Below are 17,100 nucleotides of genomic sequence, written 5' to 3' on the forward strand. Positions count from 1 at the left end.
CGAAAAGTTCGCGTCTTCTCCTACCGATTATCTTGCCCGCAGTACTCATCGGCACTCTGTTCGGCATGCGCACTCCGGCACATGCCGAGGATGCCCATCCGGACGGCAGCGTCCCACCGGCCGGTGCCAATGATTGGACCTGCCGTCCGTCGGCGGCGCATCCACAACCCGTTGTCCTCGTGCACGGCACCTGGGGGAATCAGAACTCCTGGGATGTGCTCGCACCACAGCTGAAGGCGCAGGGCTACTGCGTGTTCTCGCTGAGTTACGGGCGCGCGATCTCCAGCATCCGAGGTGCGCAACCCGGCGTCTACGGCACCGCGGATATGCGCAATTCGGCCAGGGAAATCGCGAGATTCGTCGATGAGGTGCGGGCGGCCACCGATGCACCGCAGGTGGATATCGTCGCCCATTCCCAGGGCGGCCCGCTGGTGCGGCAGTTCATGCGCTTCGAGGGCGGCGCGAATCAGCGGGATCCGGCGGACAACAAGGTGGACCATCTGGTCACCATCGCGGCGACCAATCACGGAACCACCGCGGAAGGGCTCGGCTTTCTGCTGCCCACCGGAAGTGCACAAACGCCGATCCTCGGCCTGATCACGAGATATCTGGGCACGGCGGCGTCACAACAACTGATCGATAGTGAATTCCTGCGCAGCCTCAATGCCGGAGGCGATACCGAGCCGGGAGTCAAGTACACGGTTATCGCCAGCCATCTCGATCGGGTCGTCACTCCACCCGAGGCCACCTTTCTCACCGCCGGAATCGGGGCGACGGTCGACAATATCTGGGTGCAGGACCTGTGCCCGGACGACGAGTTCGACCACGGTGCGCTGCCGCAATCGCCGACCGTCGGCTACGTCGTGCAGAAAGCACTGGATCCGTCGTACGGCGGCCGCCCCTGCCAGGGCTGACCTGCGCGGATTACCGGCCCCGACGCAGTCGCGTTAACGCTGTTATCGTCGACAGCGCCCATGGTGCTCCGGTGGTGGGACCGTGCGCCGCACCGTCCCCCGCGAGAAATGAACTCTGGTGAAATACGTTCCGCGTATCGTCCTGTTTCTGGCGATTCCCGCCCTGCTGTTCCTGGTGCCTTGGTGGACCTTGATCGGCGCCACCACCGACGGGCCGCTGTTCTGGCTCGGCTCGGCGGCTTTTCTGGCCGGTTTCGTATGTCTGCCCGCATCGATGTTTCTCGGTCATGGGCCGAGGCAGCATGATGCCGCGTCCATTGTCGGCGACACGTTGCTCGGCTTGATGTGGGTGGTTTTCAGCTGGTCGGTGATCGGCAATGTGGTCGGACTCGGATTGGCCGTCGGCGGCATGGACGATCCGGTGCGGTCCAGGATCGTCGCCGCCGGGGTATTCGTGATCGCCGCCGCACTGTCGGTATGGGGTGTCGTCGAGGCGCGCCGGGTGCCTCGGGTTCGCACTGTCGATGTCGCGATCCGCGGGCTCGGTCCCGCGCTCGACGGACTGCGCATGGTGGTCATCACCGATACCCACTACGCCGCGCTGGACCGGTTGCGCTGGTCGGAGCGGGTCGTCGAGGTGGTGAACGCCCAGCAGCCCGATATCGCTTGCCACGCAGGCGATCTCGCCGACGGTTCGGTCGAGAAGCGGCATCCGCAGGTCGATCCGCTCGGCAAGATCGACGCTCCGCTCGGCCGGTTCTACATCACCGGCAATCACGAATACTTCGGCGACGCGCCCGGCTGGATCGAGCATATGACCTCGATCGGCTGGCAGCCGCTGCACAACCAACACGAGACGATCACCCGCGGCGACGATCGGCTGGTACTGGCGGGCATCGACGACCCGACCGGCGTCAGCGTGCCCGGTCACGGGCCCGACCTTCCCGCCGCTCTCGCTGGCGCGGACCCGGACGCACCAGTGATCCTGCTGGCCCATCAACCCAGGCAAGTTATCGAAGCCGCGGCGGCGGGGGTCGCCCTGCAGATCTCCGGCCACACCCACGGCGGCCAGATCTGGCCCTTCCACTACCTGGTCCGCCTCGAACAACCCGTAGTCGCCGGTCTGAGCCGCCACGGCGAGCACACCCAGCTCTACACCAGCCGTGGCACCGGGTTCTGGGGTCCCCAATTCCGGGTCTTCGCGCCCAGCGAAATCACCGTCCTGGTCCTGCGCAGCGCCTGAATGAAGTCGCCCGGTACGGGTATAGCTTCGCAATGAACGCTATCGGGCACGCGCTAGCCTTGGCCGGGTCGATGACCTGGGAGATCCTCTGGGCTCTCATTCTCGGCTTCGCGCTGTCTGCCGTCGTGCAGGCAGCGGTGCGCAAGTCGACCATTTCGCGCCTGATGGGCGACGATCGGCCGCGCACCCTCGCCATTGCCGCCGGACTCGGCGCGGCCTCTTCGTCGTGCTCGTATGCGGCCGTGGCGCTGGCACGTTCACTGTTGCGCAAGGGTGCGAATTTCACCGCCGCGATGGCGTTCGAAATCGGATCCACCAATCTCGTCATCGAACTCGGCGTCATCCTGGCGCTGCTGCTGGGCTGGCAGTTCACCGCGGCCGAATTCGTCGGTGGGCCGATCATGATCGTGCTGTTCGCGGTGCTCTTCCGATTGTTCGTGCGGTCCAGGATCGTCGAGGAGGCGCGTCGCCAAGCCGACCGCGGTCTCGCCGGATCAATGGAAGGCCATGCCGCCATGGATATGACGGTCGCCGCCGAAGGCTCCTTCATACGAAGGCTGCTCTCGCGGCCAGGGCTGACAGCAGTCTCGCACGTATTCGTGATGGAATGGGCCGCGATTCTGCGCGACCTCGTCATCGGACTGCTCATCGCGGGCGCGATAGGGGCATGGGTGCCGGAGAGGTTCTGGCAGAACTTCTTCCTCACCGATCATCCACTGTGGTCGGCCATTTGGGGACCGATCATCGGGCCACTGGTGGCGATCCTGTCGTTCGTCTGCTCGATCGGCAATGTGCCGCTGGCGGCGGTGCTGTGGAACGGTGGCATCAGCTTCGGCGGCGTCATCGCCTTCATCTACGCCGATCTGCTGATCCTGCCGATCCTCAATATCTACCGCAAGTACTACGGCACCCGCATGGCCCTGATCCTGCTGGGCACCTTCTACACCGCCATGGTCGGCGCCGGATACCTAGTCGAAATCCTCTTCGGCACAGCGAATCTCATCCCCACCGAGCGCGACGCCATGGTGATGGCGGACGGCATCCGCTGGAACTACACCACCTGGCTCAATATCGCCTTCCTCACCCTCGCCGCGGTCTTGGGGACGATCTTCGTGCGCACCGGCGGAATCCCGATGCTGCGCATGATGGGCGGCTCCCCCGACACCGAACACGATCACATGAGGTAGCGACGCCAGGCCTGTTCGAGTTGGGCGGCCATATCCATGAGGGAGGCACGCACCCATCATGGTTCGGCGCTCGAGGCAATCCGGCTTTTGAGCAGGGCTGCCGTGGCCGCGCTGTAGGCATGACTGGCTTCCACCGGACGCAGGGTCGGGTAGTTCGACCGATGCGTCACGATCACGCCGTTGGGCAGAGTTATGGTGCGATCCGGGACCGTGGCGACGCAATTGCCGCCGGATTTGGCGACGAGGTCGATGATCACCGTCCCAGGGCGGAGCGAGTCCAACGCGGGAGCGTCCAGCAGTATCGGGCCGCGGGAACCGCGGTGCACGGCGGCGCAGACAATGAGGGCGGGCGATTCGGCGGCGAGATGAGCGAGCAGCCCAGCAGGATCAGGTAGGAATGCCTTCGCACCGCGCAGGATTGCCGCGGATTCCTGTTCCTTGCGGTTGCCCATTGCGGTCGGCTCGTCGCCGTGGGCGGCCGCCGCGGCGATCGCGGCGAGTCCGGCCTGTCCGCAGCCGAGGATCAAAGAGCGCACGGGTCCCTCGGTCGATCGGAGTTGGCGCGCTTGCTCATAGGCGATCTCGCCCGCTATCCGGCTCATCGCGGAGAGCGCATCGATATCGGGACGCGAGTGCGGAACGGTTTCATAGCCGACGGATTCGATACCGCGTGCGCGCAATGCCGCAATTACGTCCCGGCGGTGCAGCGGGTCCTGGAACCCGATGAGAGTCATACCGGGACGTACCGAATCCAATTGGTAGGCCGGAGGTTTCACCCAAACCACAACATCGCAGCGCGCGAAAATCTTCGCGCGATCGCCCAACTGAGCCCCAGCCGCAACATAGTCCGCGTCGTCGAACCCGATGGACCGGCCGGCATCGCGCTCCACGATGACCCGCACGCCCGCGAGTCCGCGCACATCCTCCGGTATCAGCGCGACGCGCCGCTCCTCAGCTGCGGTCTCCCGCAGGACTCCGACAATCATTGCCCCACAGCATGTTCGATAATGAGCAGACCGCGCTCGGCCAGCACCTTGGGGTAGGTAAGCCCATTCCGGATCGCGGACAAAAGCTGTTCGAGCCGGTCGAACAATTCGTCGACCAGATCCGCCGACTCGCGCCCAGGCGCCTTGCGCGGCGCGAGCACATTGAATCGGACACCGAGCCGCTCGGATCCGGTCCGATCCAGCGCGACACTATCGATTCCGGCACCGGCGAGCAGCAAATCCTCTATCTCCGCGCTGGTTTCGACGCCGGCCTTGCCGAGCACCGCCTCGTCGAAGACCACGGTGAGAAACATGCCATGCCGACTGCCCAGCGGCCGAATAACTTTCGCACCCAGCCGAGTATTTATCGCGTCGATGTGGCGGTGCGCGCGATCCAACTGGTCGAGCATCCGTACGCGGTTCTGCGCGAAATAACTCTCGGGTGTGTGCTCGACAACCGCCCGCGCCAGATGCGTCGACTCACGCTGGAAGGAAATGGTCAGCCGCTGGCGAATCCTGGCCAGCCATTCGGCGTCGCCCGAGCAGGCCGCGCCCAATTTGCACGGCCCGAAGGCGTTGTAGCCCTTGGAGTTTCCGGTAATGGTGAGCACTTGGTCGTACAACCGACGCACGCCGTCGTCGGACTCGACCGCCACCGCGGCGATCGGAATGTGCTGCTCCACCATGCAATCGAAGGCCATATCGCAGATGACCGGTACCCCACTGGCAACCAGCACCCGGCCGATCGCCAGCAACTCCTCGGCCGAATAGTCGGTGAATACCGGATTCCCGGGCAGGGTGAGCAGCACCCCGCACAGTTCGTCACGTTCGGCGAAGTAGTCCAAGCAGGATGCCAGCAGGTCCGGGTCGATCTTGAAAGAATCGTCCGGCGCGACCGGGCACGCCTGCATCCGCAGGCCGTACTTCTCGACGTGAATGCCCGAACTCTTGTACAGGCCTTCCGGGTACACGATCACACCACCGGGGCGGGCCAGTGTCGCGACCGCCTCCTCCAGCAGCATGGTGCTCGAGTACGGGCAGACAATGACCTCCTCCGCCGACACCCACACTCCAGGCACCCCGTCGATCGGCCGCGCCAATCGTCCGAACAGCTTGTGCGCTGCCAACTCTCGCAAGACGAGCGGCTGCCGCTTGTGATACAGCGTGCCGTCGGCGTATTCGTCCGGTGGCTGGGTATACATCAGTTCGCGCCAAGCCAGATCCAGGGCGGCTACGGCACTGTCGGCCAGCGGCAGCCCGGTCTCGCCGTGGTATGCGTCCAGCACGTCCGAATACGTCCGATCGCCCGTCCCCGGAAACTGCGGTCGCGCACCCAGATGCCGACGCACTTCCCGCTTGCGCTCCTCGGAGCGATTGGTGCGGGCGGCCAGGCTGGGTGCCGGTGTCCGCCAAGGCAGCCGATCGTGGTCAGCGTGCCGAGTCACGACACCTCACTTTCGAAAGACGGCTCTCCCGGCGCGGTCATCTCGCGCCAACTCTGTTCCAACGCCGCACGGAACAGCACGCGGCAATCACCTTCGGTGAGACGTTCGTAACCGGCCAGCGCCGGTGACGCGACGATATCGTTGACGACAATGCCCGAACCGGCGATCCTGAGCTCATAGAGGCGCTCGAACCGGCGCACCGCGAATGCGACATCGTGCTTCAAGGCCGAGAACCGGGTCGCCACACGCGCCTGCCGGGAATAATCGTATTCACCGACAGCGACGTACTTTTCGTCGACGATGAGCATGCTCTGCGCATTGCGCGCGTGCTCGCGCTTGACCAGCACGCTCTCCACACCGGAACGCGCCTGCTTCCACAATTTGTCGTCATAGGGCCACACATCCTCGATCGTGTCGAGGACATACATGCGTCTCACATCGATTCGGGGTGGATGGGTCGTATCGGCCAGGCGCAGGATCGCGGCGTGATAGTCATCGCCGACATCGCCGCCGATGGTCCCGAGGTCGGCGGTGTGGATCGCACGCACGGACGCCTTGGCCTGCTCGAGGATGATCAACCAGTCGCTGACGGTATTCCATTCCCAGACGGTCGCGCTGCGCGAGGGGATCTGCGCCAGGATTTCCTCGGCACGCTCCAACTGCCGATCCGCGATCATGCGCAGCGGTTCGATCTCCTCCCGCGCGGAGGTCGCATCGATCAGACTGCCCGCGATGCCGAGCGCCCGCTCGACGAGTTCAGGGTCCTTGCCGAGCAGCACATTGAAGCGCATGCGCAAATCGTGATACGCGCCGCCGACGAGATCGTCGGCGACACCGTCGGTGGTGGGCAATTCCTGGCCGAGCGCCAGGCTGAGCCGTTCGCGCAGCGGTAGCGGTGGCACCCGAGTCCCGTTCTCGATCTGCTGGATCAGGCTGCGCGAACAACCTGTTTTGGCCGCGAGGGCGGCCTGGGTGAACCCGCGTTCCGTGCGGAGCCGACGGACCAGATCCCCGACCTGCTCACCGTCCGGCCCTGAGCCAGCCATTGCGCCTCCATTTTTGCGCTCGGATTCTTCAATGCTCACGATGTGTCATCCGACGACATCATAGCCACGTTACGTCGCAAAACAGCGATGGCAATATTGAGAGGTTTCTGGTCGATCGCTGGAATGCGCACGGACGGGCGGATATTGCGCGAAGCGGCTCCGATACCAAGGTACGCGGTTGCGCATTGTGCCACTCAAAGCTGCTCGCTCGGGGCATATTAGGGATACACCGGTCCGAATCTGCCTGAAACTAGGCAATATTGACTAATAAATATCATTCGATAGCTTCTATGCTTAGTTGACATCCAGAAGTGGCGATCCATAGCATTGTTGTCAGCGTCACATCTGGTCCGGCGATCGCTTTCCAGGACAGATGATTTCGATCGACCAAGGGAGGGGTCATGACACTGAGGCGGACCGACTGGTTGATCACCAGCGACATCACCCCTGAAACAGCCCGCTACACCGGCTGCGGCTGGGTTCTGAGCTGGCTGCCCGGCCGAATGCTGACCCGGGAGCAGGCCATGACCGGCATGGTGCTCGACGAGACCCTGAGCGATCCGGATCCGGAAGACTACGTGCTCGCCATGGAAATCGCCGCCATCCGGGCCGCCGACCTCGGCCTCGAATTGGCCAAGGCGGTCGTGCTGCTGCACGCCCGCATAGTCGAACGCGACCGGCGGCAAGCCGGCGCCGACTGCCGCATCGCGGTACCGACCACACCGGCCGCGTAACGGCAGTTGGCGGCGCGGAGGGGTCGGCGCCACCTGACGTTGCGCCGAAACCGGGTCCGGCGAGTCGAACTCGCCGGACCCCGTTTCACAAATGGCGAAATCGCTCGAGGGCGCCCACCTGTCAGCGAATTTCGGGTTGCGCCCCCTGCTCGCTACCGCACCGAACCGAATGTCTGCTTGAAGTCGGGGCACTCGACCAGCGGTTGGTGGGTACAGATGGCGGCATGACGGAGGCTGTCGCGCATGCGAGTGAGTCGGGCGATGTCCTCGTCCAACTGCCGGGCCTTGTCCGCCATATGGCGGCGCAGTTCGGTATCTGCTGGCGTGGCCACGAGGAATCGCGCGATCTGCGCGAGGGTGAAACCCGCTGCGCGAGCACAGGATACGAGCGCCAGACGGTCGATGACCTCGGGCCGGTAAGTGCGCCGCAAACCGTTGCGCCCGTCGGATTCGATGAGCCCGCGCTTCTCGTAGTACCGCAGCGCCGACGGCGCCAATCCGGACCGCGCGGCCACTTCCGCGATATCGAGCATCAGCACTCCTTGACTTGAAGCATGCTTCAAGTCAGACGATAGGCCAATGAGCGAAACAAAGGAAGAGCTGCACCCGCAAGTTCAGGCGTATCTGGACCGTCTGGCCCGCGCCGATTTCGGCTCGGTGCACACCTTCACACCGACCCAGGCCCGCGAGGGATGGCGGCGACAGATCGCCCTACTCGGCGAACCGGAACCCGTTGCGAATGTCGAGAACCGCACGGTCCCGGGCATAGGCGGGCTCCGGATTTACACCCCGGATGGCGAAGGCCCGTTCCCCGCATTGGTGTTTTTCCACGGCGGCGGCTTCATGCTCGGCGATCTGGACACCCATGACGGACTGTGTCGCAGTCTGGCCAACGGTGCGGAATGCGTCGTGGTCTCGGTCGACTATCCCTTGGCTCCGGAACACAAGTTTCCGGCAGCACCCGGGGCCTGCTACAGCGCGACACAGTGGGTCGCCGACCATGCGGCGAGCATCGGTGTCGACGGCACTCGCATTGCCGTCGGCGGCGACAGTGCGGGCGGCAATCTGGCGGCGGTTGTCGCGCACATGGCACGCGATAACGATGGTCCGGCGCTGATTTTCCAGCTGCTGATCTATCCCGATCTCGATTTCCGCAGAACGAATTTCAGCATCACGGAGTTCGCGGGCAAGTACGGCAATATCAGCCGCGACGCCCAGCACTGGTTCATGGACGGCTACCTGAACAATGCGGAGGAGAAGCTCGACCCGCGGGTGTCCCCACTGCTTGCCCCTGACCTGGCCGGGCTAGCTCCTGCACTGATTGTCACGGCCGAATACGACGCACTGCGCGACGAGGGCGAAGCGTACGGTCAGCGACTCGAGGAGGCAGGGGTTCCGGTTACGGTCGCCCGCTATCGGGGGATGATCCACGAATTCGTGCGGCATCCCTTCGACGACAGCAAACGGGCCCGACTCGATGCGGCGACGGCGCTGCGGAAGGCATTCGCTCGGTAGCCAATTGCCTCAGGTGTCGTTCGTGGATGCTCGGGAAACGACAATGGGCATCCGCCAGGACAGGCGGAGCGGATTGTCGGACGCGCGACGCACCAGCAGCCATTGGGCGACGGCGGCCATGGTCGACCCGAGCGAGGTCACCACGGCGAGAAATCCCCAGTGGGTGAGGCCGGCGGATGTGTAGTTGGAGGTACCGGTGCCCGGGACGACGAGTTTGCCTCTACCGGTGGCCCAGTTCAATATCTGTCCGATATGGCCGCCCAGGTCATAGGTGCGACCGGTCATCGCCTTGAGTTCGGCGCCTTTGCCATTGAGATAGATCAGGCAGAAGACGACGAAAAGTGCGGCACACGCCAGCGAAAAGGTCGTCAGGCGGGCAAGGAATTCGGTGCGAAGACGGATGTTCAGCACGATGGCGCAGAGCGCGATGATGATGGCGGCGCTGGCGAGAATGGCCCAGAGGCCGGTGACCGGCGGGGTCTTGGGCTTGGTTTGCGACCAGACGTTGAGATAGTTCGTGGTTATTTCGAGGCGACCGAAGGCATTGGCGGCGACCTTGCCGTCGGGCCCCTGTGCGGTAATCCACGATTGGAACAGCAGGATGAGGGTGGCCGTACTACCGACCGCGGCCACTATGTAGCCCCAATAAGATCGGAGCGGTCCCAGCCGCGCCCGGAGCTCCGCCAGCTCCGCGGCGCGGCCTTGTGTCGGTCTCGCCCTCGTCGGAGCGGTCCCGTGTCGAGATGTGATGGCTCGGGAGGAGTTCGGCTGCTCCATGGACTCAGCTTAAAGTGGCGAAGAACACGCGAACTCACCTCCAGTGGGAACCATACGCGCGGGAACAGATCCGATAACAGAACTGTTCCCCATCGCGGGGATTCGAACGAGAGCGAGGACGACCGTGCGGGTCGAGATCTGGACCGATATCAACTGCCCCTTCTGCTATCTGGGCAAGAAGCGGTTCGAACAGGCACTGACGGACTTCCCGCACCGCGCCGACGTCGAGGTGGTGCACCGCTCGTTCGAATTGGATCCGACCCTGCCCGCCGACGAATCCGGTCCGGTGATCACCAAGATCGCGCACAAGTACGGCATCAGCGAGGCGCAGGCGTCCGCCAATGAACGCGGCATCGGCGCACAAGCCGCCGCGATCGGCCTGCCGTACCTGACCGAGGGCCGCGACTACGGCAACTCCTTCGATATGCACCGTCTGCTGCACTTCGCACTCGCCGAAGGCAAACAGGACGCCCTCCTCGATGCCCTCTACCGCGCGAATTTCGCCGAAGAGCAGTCCCTGTTCGCCGATAACGAGCGCCTGGTACGCCTCGCCGTTACCGCCGGACTCGACGAATCAGCCGCCCGCACCGTGCTCGACGACTCGAATGCCTACGCCGAAGCCGTCCGTGCCGACGAACAGGAAGCCGCCCAACTCGGCGCCGGAGGTGTGCCTTTCTTCGTCTTCGACCGCAAATACGGCGTCTCCGGCGCCCAACCTCCCGAAGTCTTCGCCCAAGCCCTGGACCAGGCATGGGCCGATCGGGAACCGGTCATTCGAACCATCGGCGGGGGCGCGGTCTGCGGGCCCGACGGATGTGCGTTGCCCGCAGGCAATTAACTTGCGGGACAGTTCTATTCGGCTTCTTCCGCGGTCGATTCGGCAGTAGGACCGAGCCGCGCTACACCGGCCTCGAGATCGATCTCTACGCGCGGACGGTGCACCTGACCGTCGCTGTCCGCACTGCCCTCATCGGTCAGCTTCTGCCCAGGAAACAGTTCACCCATAACGCCCATAGTTCGACGATAGCCTTATCGGTTTTGCCTCGAATTTCCGAAGAAGCACGTCCGCCAGAGGACGTGGTTCGGCTCTCGGCCCTCGGCCTTTCCGTCCTCGACCAAGCCATCGGCGACACCGTCACCGGCGGCTGGGGATCAATTTCCGTTGACACCCGTGGTGAGCCGAACCACGACCTTGTCATCGGTGACCTCCTGCACCGTGGCGCTGAGCCCATTGGCGGGTTGGGTCTGCCCGACCGGAATATCGACCTGCTGACCGCCCACCTTCAACGTGACCGTATTACCTTTCACCGCAACGAGTTCTGCCTCGATCCCCAGCACACTCGCCTTGGCATTCACCCCACGCGTGAAGGTGACCGTGCAGCCACTGACCTGGCACTCGGACTTGTATCCGGCCCCTTCGGACGAACAAGCCGCCCCGGCAAGCGGCGTTAGCAGGGCAAACGCGGACAATGCGAGCATCCGTGGCACAGACATGCGGGCCAGTGTAGGTGCGATCGCCGTGCGCAGCGGGATCATCGCTGGCGATGTTCGCGAAATCGCCGCGCTGATCCGGGCACCGGTTCATCACTCGGTTCCTTCGCCGCGGGCTTCCCCGCCGACGCAGAAGTCTATGCCGAGGAATACCCCCACCTGAACGAGGCGCATCTGCTCGCCGAGCGGCAGCAGCGCATCGATCGGGACGCATTCGAGGTCGGTCTCGAATCGCTGCTGGATGGGCTCGGGAGGCGGTACCGGTTACTGGCGCGCACTCGGTAGTTCGAACCCGATGCGCTGGTAGGCATCCCGACGTGTCTGTCTATCGGGTCACAACCGGTGTGATCGTCGAGGCCGTGCCCGCGCAGCGCCGTTGGCGAGATACAGCTCGTGAAAACACCTACGAGAGAGCACATTTCATAGAATTCATCGTTCTCGACGATGGGCTGATCACGGCTGTTTCACAAGTTTCGTGTGCATGGGGTCACGTTGCCCAGCAGACCGAGGAGTCCTAACGTAACTTCCTGTTAACAGACGATGTCGTCTGTACCAATTCCTATTATTCGTCCCAGGAGGACATGCCCCGCAGCGTCCGCTTCCGCTAATCCGGAAGTGGCACAGCAGGTGTGGTTAGAAATGGCACACACAACGCCTTGGCAAGAAAAAGATGTTCAGCTCGGTCGCTCCGAGAACGATGACGATCTCATCGGCGAGGTGACCGCACCACGTTTCGACCTACGATCGGACTGGGCCTATCTCTGCGCCCCGGGTCTGGGTCTGCTCACCTTCCTACTGCTGTTCCAGCCCTGGATTTCGGCAACCGGGCCCAATGGCACGATCACCTCGAATGCGTTCGGCCGAATCGATGGATTCACCACCGGCTCATTCCAATCCGTGGTCAGCATCAGCAGCACCTGGGCCGTACTCACCACCCTGGCGGTCGCCGGCACGGTCGTTTCGACGGTCATGTATTTCCGGGTTCGGAACCGGCTGCTTTCCTACTTGGCGCTCGGCTGCAGCACTGCGGCAGCCCTTTTCGTGCTCGCCGCATTGGCCTACCTCAACGGCAAGGTGCCGGAACTGCGCGAAATCACCGAATCCGCGAACCATACCGGACTTTTCAGCTGGCTCTTCGGCGGTAATTCGCTCTTCGGCGATAATTCGGCATCGAACCTCATGGGCAGTGAGCACCGAATCGCCAGCGCCGGCCTCGATTTCGCCGCGACGCTCGCCGCCATTACCGCATGCGGTGCCGCGTTGGCCGCCGGTGCGATGAGCCTGCGCAAACAAGGCTTCACAGTTCGCCTGATCTCCACTCCCCAGTCGGATGTCACCGCAACGGAAAATGCCCCGGAGCCGTCGAACCAGCAGGAAACCAACGTATTCCTCTGGGAACAACTCGCATTCGACGACGACCTGGCCGTCTACGACCCCCAGGTCCGCCGCCGGATGGTCCGCCGAACCAGGACGGCCGACCGCCGCCCACCGGCCCGCGAAACGGCACTGAGCAGGTAAGGGCATACGAGAGGGCCGGGCAGCCAATAGGCGCCCGGCCCGTTTGCATTGTGTTCGATTTACTTCCGATGCGTGCCCGATCACGGGAACGGCGTGAAGAAACCGATCACCGCGCCGATGGCCGTGCCGATCGCGCATCCGACGATGGCGCCGACCAAGAAGAACCAAATGCCGATCGCAACGCCGACCAGGCAACCGATGGTTGCGCCGACAGCGACCGAAATCGGTCCCCAGGCCTGATGCACGCCGGGCATATTCTGGGAGTTGACAGCCTCAGTTGTCGGTCCGCCGACCGGCGTGAGGGTCAATTGGGTGCTGGTGCTGTCCAGCGACGGTGTCACCGCGAGACTCTGACCGGCCTCGGTACGCAGTGTGGTCGGGATGCTACCGATTACCGCACCATTGTCCGCGAGGACCGTGACAGCATCGGGTGCGACGACGAATCTGCCGGAGGCCAGGCTCACCAGGGCGCTGGTGTGGTCGGCTGCGAGGGTGGTTGTGTAGGCGATCGGGCCATCCGCAGCGTTGAGGCTGACATCGGTCAGCATCCCCTCACCATGTGCGGTGGCAGTGGCTATGCTGGTCGCCGCGACGGCCATAAAGGCGGTCGTTATCAATTTCTTGATGAACATTGGACTTCCAATCATTTCCGATTTCCATTGACGTTCCCGACAAACGTCACCCGATAGCTACAATGATGCTCCGCCGATTTGATTGATGTCGATAACTTGTTTCCGTAATCGGAGTCGGTTTTCACCCCCTAGGATGCGCGATCGGATTCCAATCGAGAGTTTCTCGTCGTTCCGGCGAGTGCTCGGGTGCACGCGAGCGTGCGATCGCGGTGCGAAAGCGACACGACGTATGGAAAACGAATCCCCCGAGATGTCATATGGGAGGACGAGCAATGGACGAAACCGCGAATTTAGTGGAGTATTCGAGCGGAATCTGTCCACCGGCCCGGCGCAGGCTGCGCACCTTCGCTTTCGATCCGATGTCGACGCGTCTGTCCGGGCAGTTCCTCACCCTCGATATCCCGTTCGAGCGAATCCGGGGACCGGGCCCCGACGGCGCGCTGGTGCAGGTGGTCGATTTCGACGCCAGTCGTCATGCGTGGTACGAGCCGGTCGACCTGGACGATCCGTACATATTGGCGCAGGACGGAATTCGTCCGACCGAAACCGATCCCCGCGCGCATCAACAGGTCGTCTACGCGGTCACGATGAGTGTCATCGAGCGGTTCGAGCGGTTCATGGGACGTCGATTCCGGTGGCACCGCGACCAGATTTTGCGTCTGGTCCCGCACGCCTTCGAGGGGCAGAACGCCTATTTCGATCCACGGCGGCGCGCCTTGCTATTCGGCTATTACCAGGCCGATACCGAGAATCCGGGCGCGAATCTGCCCGGACAGGTCATCTTCACCTGCCTGTCGAGCGACATCATCGCGCACGAGGTGACGCACGCGATCGTGCATCGAATCCGGCGGCTGTACAACGAATGCACCAACCGCGACGTCTTCGCTTGGCACGAGGCCGTCGCCGAATTGATCGCGCTGTTCCAGCATTTCGCCCACCGCGACGTGGTGCTCAACGCGATCGCGACCACGTCGGGAGAACTCGAAAAAAGCGCGGGCCTGTTGGATTTGGCGAGAGAGTTCGGTGAGTCCACCGGTCGCGGCGCGGCATTGCGTTCGGCGATAGCGGACCGCAGTCGCACGCCCGACCGATTCCGCGCGGCACAGGAGCCGCACGAACGCGGTGCGTGTTTCGTGGCAGCGGTATTCGACGCGTACTTGGACGCTTACCAGAACTCGATCGCGGACTTACTGCGGATCGCCAGTGGCGGCACCGGAGTGCTGCCGCCGGGGCGCCTACACCCGGATCTGGTATCTCGGATCGCCGATGAGGCGGTCAAGACCGCGGACCGGATGCTCGGGATGGTGGTGCGCAGTTTCGATTATCTCCCGGTACTGGACGTCAATTTCGGCGATGTCGTCCGGGCGATCGTCACCGCGGACCGCGGACTCTATCCGGAGGACCGCCAACACCTGCGCAGCACTCTCGTGGAGGCGCTGCGGCGGCGCGGTATCTGGCCGATAAGTGTCACCTCGCTGACCGATGAAGCGCTGGTCTGGCAGCGGCCGGATACCCCGCTGAATCTGGGCGACGGCGATCACCCGGTGGATTTGTCCCGGGTCATCCTGTCCGCATCGAAGGATCTCGACCCGATCGGCATTCCGGGTGAATTGCGTACCCCCGCCGTACCCGACGGCAACGGTACTTCCGGTCGGGACGGTCGCCACCCATCACCACGCCGATCACATCACCGGATTCGCCTGCCGGGAATGGGAGCAGGTGAGTGTGGACGAGGTGTGGGTGCCATTCATCGAGGATCCGGATGACGAAGACGCGCGCCGGATCCGCAGCGGTCAGGTCGAGGCCGCGAACGGTCTGCGGGCGCTCATCGAGCGGCGCGGCAACGGGCATCGCATGTCGGCATCGGTCGAACTGGCACAGGCCTTCGCGGTGAACTCGCAGGGCAATGCCGCCGCGACCGATCGTCTCCTCGGCCGCAATTTCAGCGGATTCGCCGCACCGCACCGGGTGCGGTACCTGCCGAGCAAGAACGAAACCGAGAACACGATCGCCGTCGATCGGGTCGGGCTCGTCGCACATATTCTCGGGCCGCCGCGCGATGCCCGATTTCTGAAGCGCATGGATCCGCCTTCGAAACAATCATGGCCACTGGTACGCGCGGCTGCCTCCACAGCTACCGACGGCGGGCCGACACCGCTGTTCAACCGGCGCTACATCGCGCGAAATCCCCTACCGGACCGCCTGCTCCAAGCGAAGGCGGCATTGGGCCTGGACGAACTCGTCGACGATGACGATCGACTGCTGCGCGCCGCCTCGATTCTGGAGAATGCGGTCAACAACACCAGCGTCTTCTTCGTGCTGGATATCGCTGGAACCCGGCTGCTGTTTCCGGGCAATGCGCAGCAGGGCGCATGGGAGCACGTCCTGTCCGATCCGCGCACTATCGATCTGGTTTCCCGCCTGGCCTTCTACAAGGTCGGACATCACGGTTCGCATAATGCCACACCCCGGCATTTCGTCGAAACTGATTGGCAGACAGATGGTTACGCGATGATTCCGTTCGGACTCGTCAAGCGGTGGGCGAAGACCATACCGAAGAAGTCGCTGGTCGATTCGCTGGTGAGTCACGATCACATCGTCATCAGAGCCGACGAGGCACCCGATGCCGTGCCCGGCAAGATCGCCGTGAACGGTGACCTGTGGACCGAGGTGACGCTGACGGCCTGATACCGGGCCAGCCGCCGCTCAACCAACGTTGCTTCAACCTCCCGATAGCACGGCGCACCGCATACCCAAGATGGTCAGCCAAAGATTTGCTGGAGACACGGAACCGACCGTTATCCCCGATCCGGCCACCCCGGCCGCTTAAGCTACTTGCGCCGCAACATGCGACAAATTGCCGAGAAGCGCTCGTCCAGGAGGTGCGGAATGCCGGAAGCCGGTCGTTGGTGCCGATCACGCCCGATCTTGATTGCCAGTATGTTGCCAGTCGCCGTCTTTCTCGGCACCGGAGTGGCCGAAGCATCCCCGGACAACACCGCGCAGACACCCGTCACGCCACCGGCGGCAGCGGACCGGCTAACACTTGTGCAGTATGCGCAGGGACAAGAACTTCCGTTGCCGGCCCTACTCGATCTATTCGGCCGGTCACCGGTCGACATAGCAGCGGCGGTCGACACGCGCCGTGGTGTCGGCCGAACGAATCCGATCGCCGCCGACAGTTGGACCCGAGTCGAGCCGGTGGACGCGCCGGACTCACCACCCGCCGTGGATCAGAAGCCGATACAGGCGTTCTGCCAGTACGTCCCCGTAGATCCCCGCAGATGTGTCGTCACTGTCGTCGACGCGGCCATCGGTGCGGCCATCGGTGCGGGCCTCGCGGCGGGAGTGTCCGCGCCCGTCGCGATAGGCGCCGGAATGGCCGGCGCGGCCGCCGGGTTCGTCGCCGGTATCCCGTTCCTGCCGACCGGCTTGGTTGTAGGCCCGCTCCTCGGCGCGGGCGTCGGCGCCGCCGTCGTCGCCGGACCTGCCGCCGTGCTCGGTGGTGCGCTCGGGGCGTCGGTCGGGGCGATAGTGGGCATCACCACGCCCCTCCCACAAGAGGACGGCCTTACCGATGGAACCGGCGTGGCCACCAACTCACCGAAATAA

18 protein-coding genes are annotated in these 17,100 nt (G+C 63.8%); 10 read left to right on the plus strand and 8 right to left on the minus strand.

Going from position 1 to position 17,100, the window contains the following annotated elements; all coding sequences use genetic code 11:
• The first annotated feature begins 65 nt into the window (after positions 1-65).
• The 3 genes from ACQP2U_RS36225 to ACQP2U_RS36235 all read left to right on the plus strand — a co-directional run bounded on the left by ACQP2U_RS36225 (position 66) and on the right by ACQP2U_RS36235 (position 3,344).
• Positions 66-914, plus strand: a complete 849-nt coding sequence (locus tag ACQP2U_RS36225) for an esterase/lipase family protein (protein ID WP_433711653.1) — start codon at positions 66-68, stop codon at positions 912-914.
• A 118-nt stretch (positions 915-1,032) separates the two neighbouring features.
• Positions 1,033-2,157, plus strand: a complete 1,125-nt coding sequence (locus ACQP2U_RS36230; RefSeq protein WP_433711654.1) for a metallophosphoesterase — start codon at positions 1,033-1,035, stop codon at positions 2,155-2,157.
• A gap of 32 nt (positions 2,158-2,189) precedes the next feature.
• Positions 2,190-3,344 (plus strand): permease, encoded by a 1,155-nt coding sequence (locus tag ACQP2U_RS36235; RefSeq protein WP_433711655.1) that lies wholly within the window; start codon positions 2,190-2,192, stop codon positions 3,342-3,344.
• Positions 3,345-3,400: 56 nt separating this feature from the next.
• Here ACQP2U_RS36235 and ACQP2U_RS36240 read toward each other — a convergent pair whose 3' ends face one another.
• The 3 genes from ACQP2U_RS36240 to ACQP2U_RS36250 are packed head-to-tail and all read right to left on the minus strand — an operon-like array spanning position 3,401 to position 6,821.
• Positions 3,401-4,330, minus strand: coding sequence for a hypothetical protein (locus tag ACQP2U_RS36240; RefSeq protein ID WP_433711657.1), 930 nt, complete (start codon positions 4,328-4,330; stop codon positions 3,401-3,403).
• Complete coding sequence (locus ACQP2U_RS36245; RefSeq protein WP_433711658.1) at positions 4,327-5,775, minus strand: pyridoxal phosphate-dependent aminotransferase; 1,449 nt, start codon at positions 5,773-5,775, stop codon at positions 4,327-4,329. Before ACQP2U_RS36245 ends, ACQP2U_RS36240 begins: the two co-directional genes overlap by 4 nt.
• Positions 5,772-6,821, minus strand: coding sequence for a helix-turn-helix domain-containing protein (locus ACQP2U_RS36250; RefSeq protein ID WP_433711659.1), 1,050 nt, complete (start codon positions 6,819-6,821; stop codon positions 5,772-5,774). Before ACQP2U_RS36250 ends, ACQP2U_RS36245 begins: the two co-directional genes overlap by 4 nt.
• Positions 6,822-7,222: 401 nt before the next feature.
• Between ACQP2U_RS36250 and ACQP2U_RS36255 the strand changes: the two genes are divergently transcribed.
• Positions 7,223-7,555 (plus strand): hypothetical protein, encoded by a 333-nt coding sequence (locus ACQP2U_RS36255; protein ID WP_433711660.1) that lies wholly within the window; start codon positions 7,223-7,225, stop codon positions 7,553-7,555.
• 152 nt (positions 7,556-7,707) lie between these two features.
• Here the strand turns inward: ACQP2U_RS36255 and ACQP2U_RS36260 are convergent, their stop codons facing one another.
• Entirely contained in the window at positions 7,708-8,088 is a 381-nt protein-coding gene (locus ACQP2U_RS36260; RefSeq protein WP_433711662.1) for a MerR family transcriptional regulator, read from the minus strand.
• 46 nt (positions 8,089-8,134) lie between these two features.
• On the opposite strand from ACQP2U_RS36260, the gene ACQP2U_RS36265 reads away from it, so the two are divergent.
• Positions 8,135-9,070, plus strand: coding sequence for an alpha/beta hydrolase (locus ACQP2U_RS36265; RefSeq protein WP_433711663.1), 936 nt, complete (start codon positions 8,135-8,137; stop codon positions 9,068-9,070).
• A 9-nt stretch (positions 9,071-9,079) separates the two neighbouring features.
• On the opposite strand, the gene ACQP2U_RS36270 is transcribed toward ACQP2U_RS36265, so the two are convergent.
• On the minus strand, positions 9,080-9,703 hold the full coding sequence (locus ACQP2U_RS36270; RefSeq protein WP_433711664.1) for a hypothetical protein: 624 nt from the start codon (positions 9,701-9,703) through the stop codon (positions 9,080-9,082).
• Positions 9,704-9,971: 268 nt separating this feature from the next.
• On the opposite strand from ACQP2U_RS36270, the gene ACQP2U_RS36275 reads away from it, so the two are divergent.
• Complete coding sequence (locus ACQP2U_RS36275) at positions 9,972-10,685, plus strand: DsbA family oxidoreductase (protein WP_433711665.1); 714 nt, start codon at positions 9,972-9,974, stop codon at positions 10,683-10,685.
• A gap of 14 nt (positions 10,686-10,699) precedes the next feature.
• Here ACQP2U_RS36275 and ACQP2U_RS36280 read toward each other — a convergent pair whose 3' ends face one another.
• Positions 10,700-10,861, minus strand: coding sequence for a hypothetical protein (locus ACQP2U_RS36280; RefSeq protein WP_433711666.1), 162 nt, complete (start codon positions 10,859-10,861; stop codon positions 10,700-10,702).
• Between the two features lie 138 nt (positions 10,862-10,999).
• Positions 11,000-11,341 (minus strand): hypothetical protein, encoded by a 342-nt coding sequence (locus tag ACQP2U_RS36285; RefSeq protein ID WP_433711668.1) that lies wholly within the window; start codon positions 11,339-11,341, stop codon positions 11,000-11,002.
• 636 nt (positions 11,342-11,977) lie between these two features.
• On the opposite strand from ACQP2U_RS36285, the gene ACQP2U_RS36290 reads away from it, so the two are divergent.
• Entirely contained in the window at positions 11,978-12,856 is an 879-nt protein-coding gene (locus tag ACQP2U_RS36290; RefSeq protein ID WP_433711669.1) for a hypothetical protein, read from the plus strand.
• Between the two features lie 80 nt (positions 12,857-12,936).
• Here the strand turns inward: ACQP2U_RS36290 and ACQP2U_RS36295 are convergent, their stop codons facing one another.
• Entirely contained in the window at positions 12,937-13,488 is a 552-nt protein-coding gene (locus tag ACQP2U_RS36295; protein WP_433711670.1) for a hypothetical protein, read from the minus strand.
• A gap of 272 nt (positions 13,489-13,760) precedes the next feature.
• Here ACQP2U_RS36295 and ACQP2U_RS36300 point away from each other — a divergent pair, with 272 nt between their 5' ends.
• The 3 genes from ACQP2U_RS36300 to ACQP2U_RS36310 all read left to right on the plus strand — a co-directional run bounded on the left by ACQP2U_RS36300 (position 13,761) and on the right by ACQP2U_RS36310 (position 17,100).
• A complete protein-coding gene (locus tag ACQP2U_RS36300) occupies positions 13,761-15,254 on the plus strand; it encodes a hypothetical protein (protein WP_433711671.1) in 1,494 nt (497 codons plus the stop codon).
• Positions 15,208-16,176: a hypothetical protein gene (locus ACQP2U_RS36305; protein ID WP_433711672.1), complete on the plus strand. Its 969-nt coding sequence runs from the start codon at positions 15,208-15,210 to the stop codon at positions 16,174-16,176. Before ACQP2U_RS36300 ends, ACQP2U_RS36305 begins: the two co-directional genes overlap by 47 nt.
• Before the next feature lie 252 nt (positions 16,177-16,428).
• Complete coding sequence (locus ACQP2U_RS36310) at positions 16,429-17,100, plus strand: hypothetical protein (protein ID WP_433711673.1); 672 nt, start codon at positions 16,429-16,431, stop codon at positions 17,098-17,100.

It is taken from the genome of Nocardia sp. CA-084685, assembly GCF_050955785.1.
Lineage (GTDB): Bacteria > Actinomycetota > Actinomycetes > Mycobacteriales > Mycobacteriaceae > Nocardia.

Coding starts and splice junctions, on each gene's coding strand:
- ACQP2U_RS36225 (WP_433711653.1), top strand. CDS start 66: ATGCGCACTCCGGCACATGCCGAGGATGCCCATCCGGACGGCAGCGTC.
- ACQP2U_RS36235 (WP_433711655.1), top strand. CDS start 2,190: ATGAACGCTATCGGGCACGCGCTAGCCTTGGCCGGGTCGATGACCTGG.
- ACQP2U_RS36240 (WP_433711657.1), bottom strand. CDS start 4,330: ATGATTGTCGGAGTCCTGCGGGAGACCGCAGCTGAGGAGCGGCGCGTC.
- ACQP2U_RS36250 (WP_433711659.1), bottom strand. CDS start 6,821: ATGGCTGGCTCAGGGCCGGACGGTGAGCAGGTCGGGGATCTGGTCCGT.
- ACQP2U_RS36255 (WP_433711660.1), top strand. CDS start 7,223: ATGACACTGAGGCGGACCGACTGGTTGATCACCAGCGACATCACCCCT.
- ACQP2U_RS36260 (WP_433711662.1), bottom strand. CDS start 8,088: ATGCTCGATATCGCGGAAGTGGCCGCGCGGTCCGGATTGGCGCCGTCG.
- ACQP2U_RS36265 (WP_433711663.1), top strand. CDS start 8,135: ATGAGCGAAACAAAGGAAGAGCTGCACCCGCAAGTTCAGGCGTATCTG.
- ACQP2U_RS36280 (WP_433711666.1), bottom strand. CDS start 10,861: ATGGGCGTTATGGGTGAACTGTTTCCTGGGCAGAAGCTGACCGATGAG.
- ACQP2U_RS36285 (WP_433711668.1), bottom strand. CDS start 11,341: ATGTCTGTGCCACGGATGCTCGCATTGTCCGCGTTTGCCCTGCTAACG.
- ACQP2U_RS36290 (WP_433711669.1), top strand. CDS start 11,978: ATGGCACACACAACGCCTTGGCAAGAAAAAGATGTTCAGCTCGGTCGC.
- ACQP2U_RS36295 (WP_433711670.1), bottom strand. CDS start 13,488: ATGTTCATCAAGAAATTGATAACGACCGCCTTTATGGCCGTCGCGGCG.
- ACQP2U_RS36300 (WP_433711671.1), top strand. CDS start 13,761: ATGGACGAAACCGCGAATTTAGTGGAGTATTCGAGCGGAATCTGTCCA.
- ACQP2U_RS36310 (WP_433711673.1), top strand. CDS start 16,429: ATGTTGCCAGTCGCCGTCTTTCTCGGCACCGGAGTGGCCGAAGCATCC.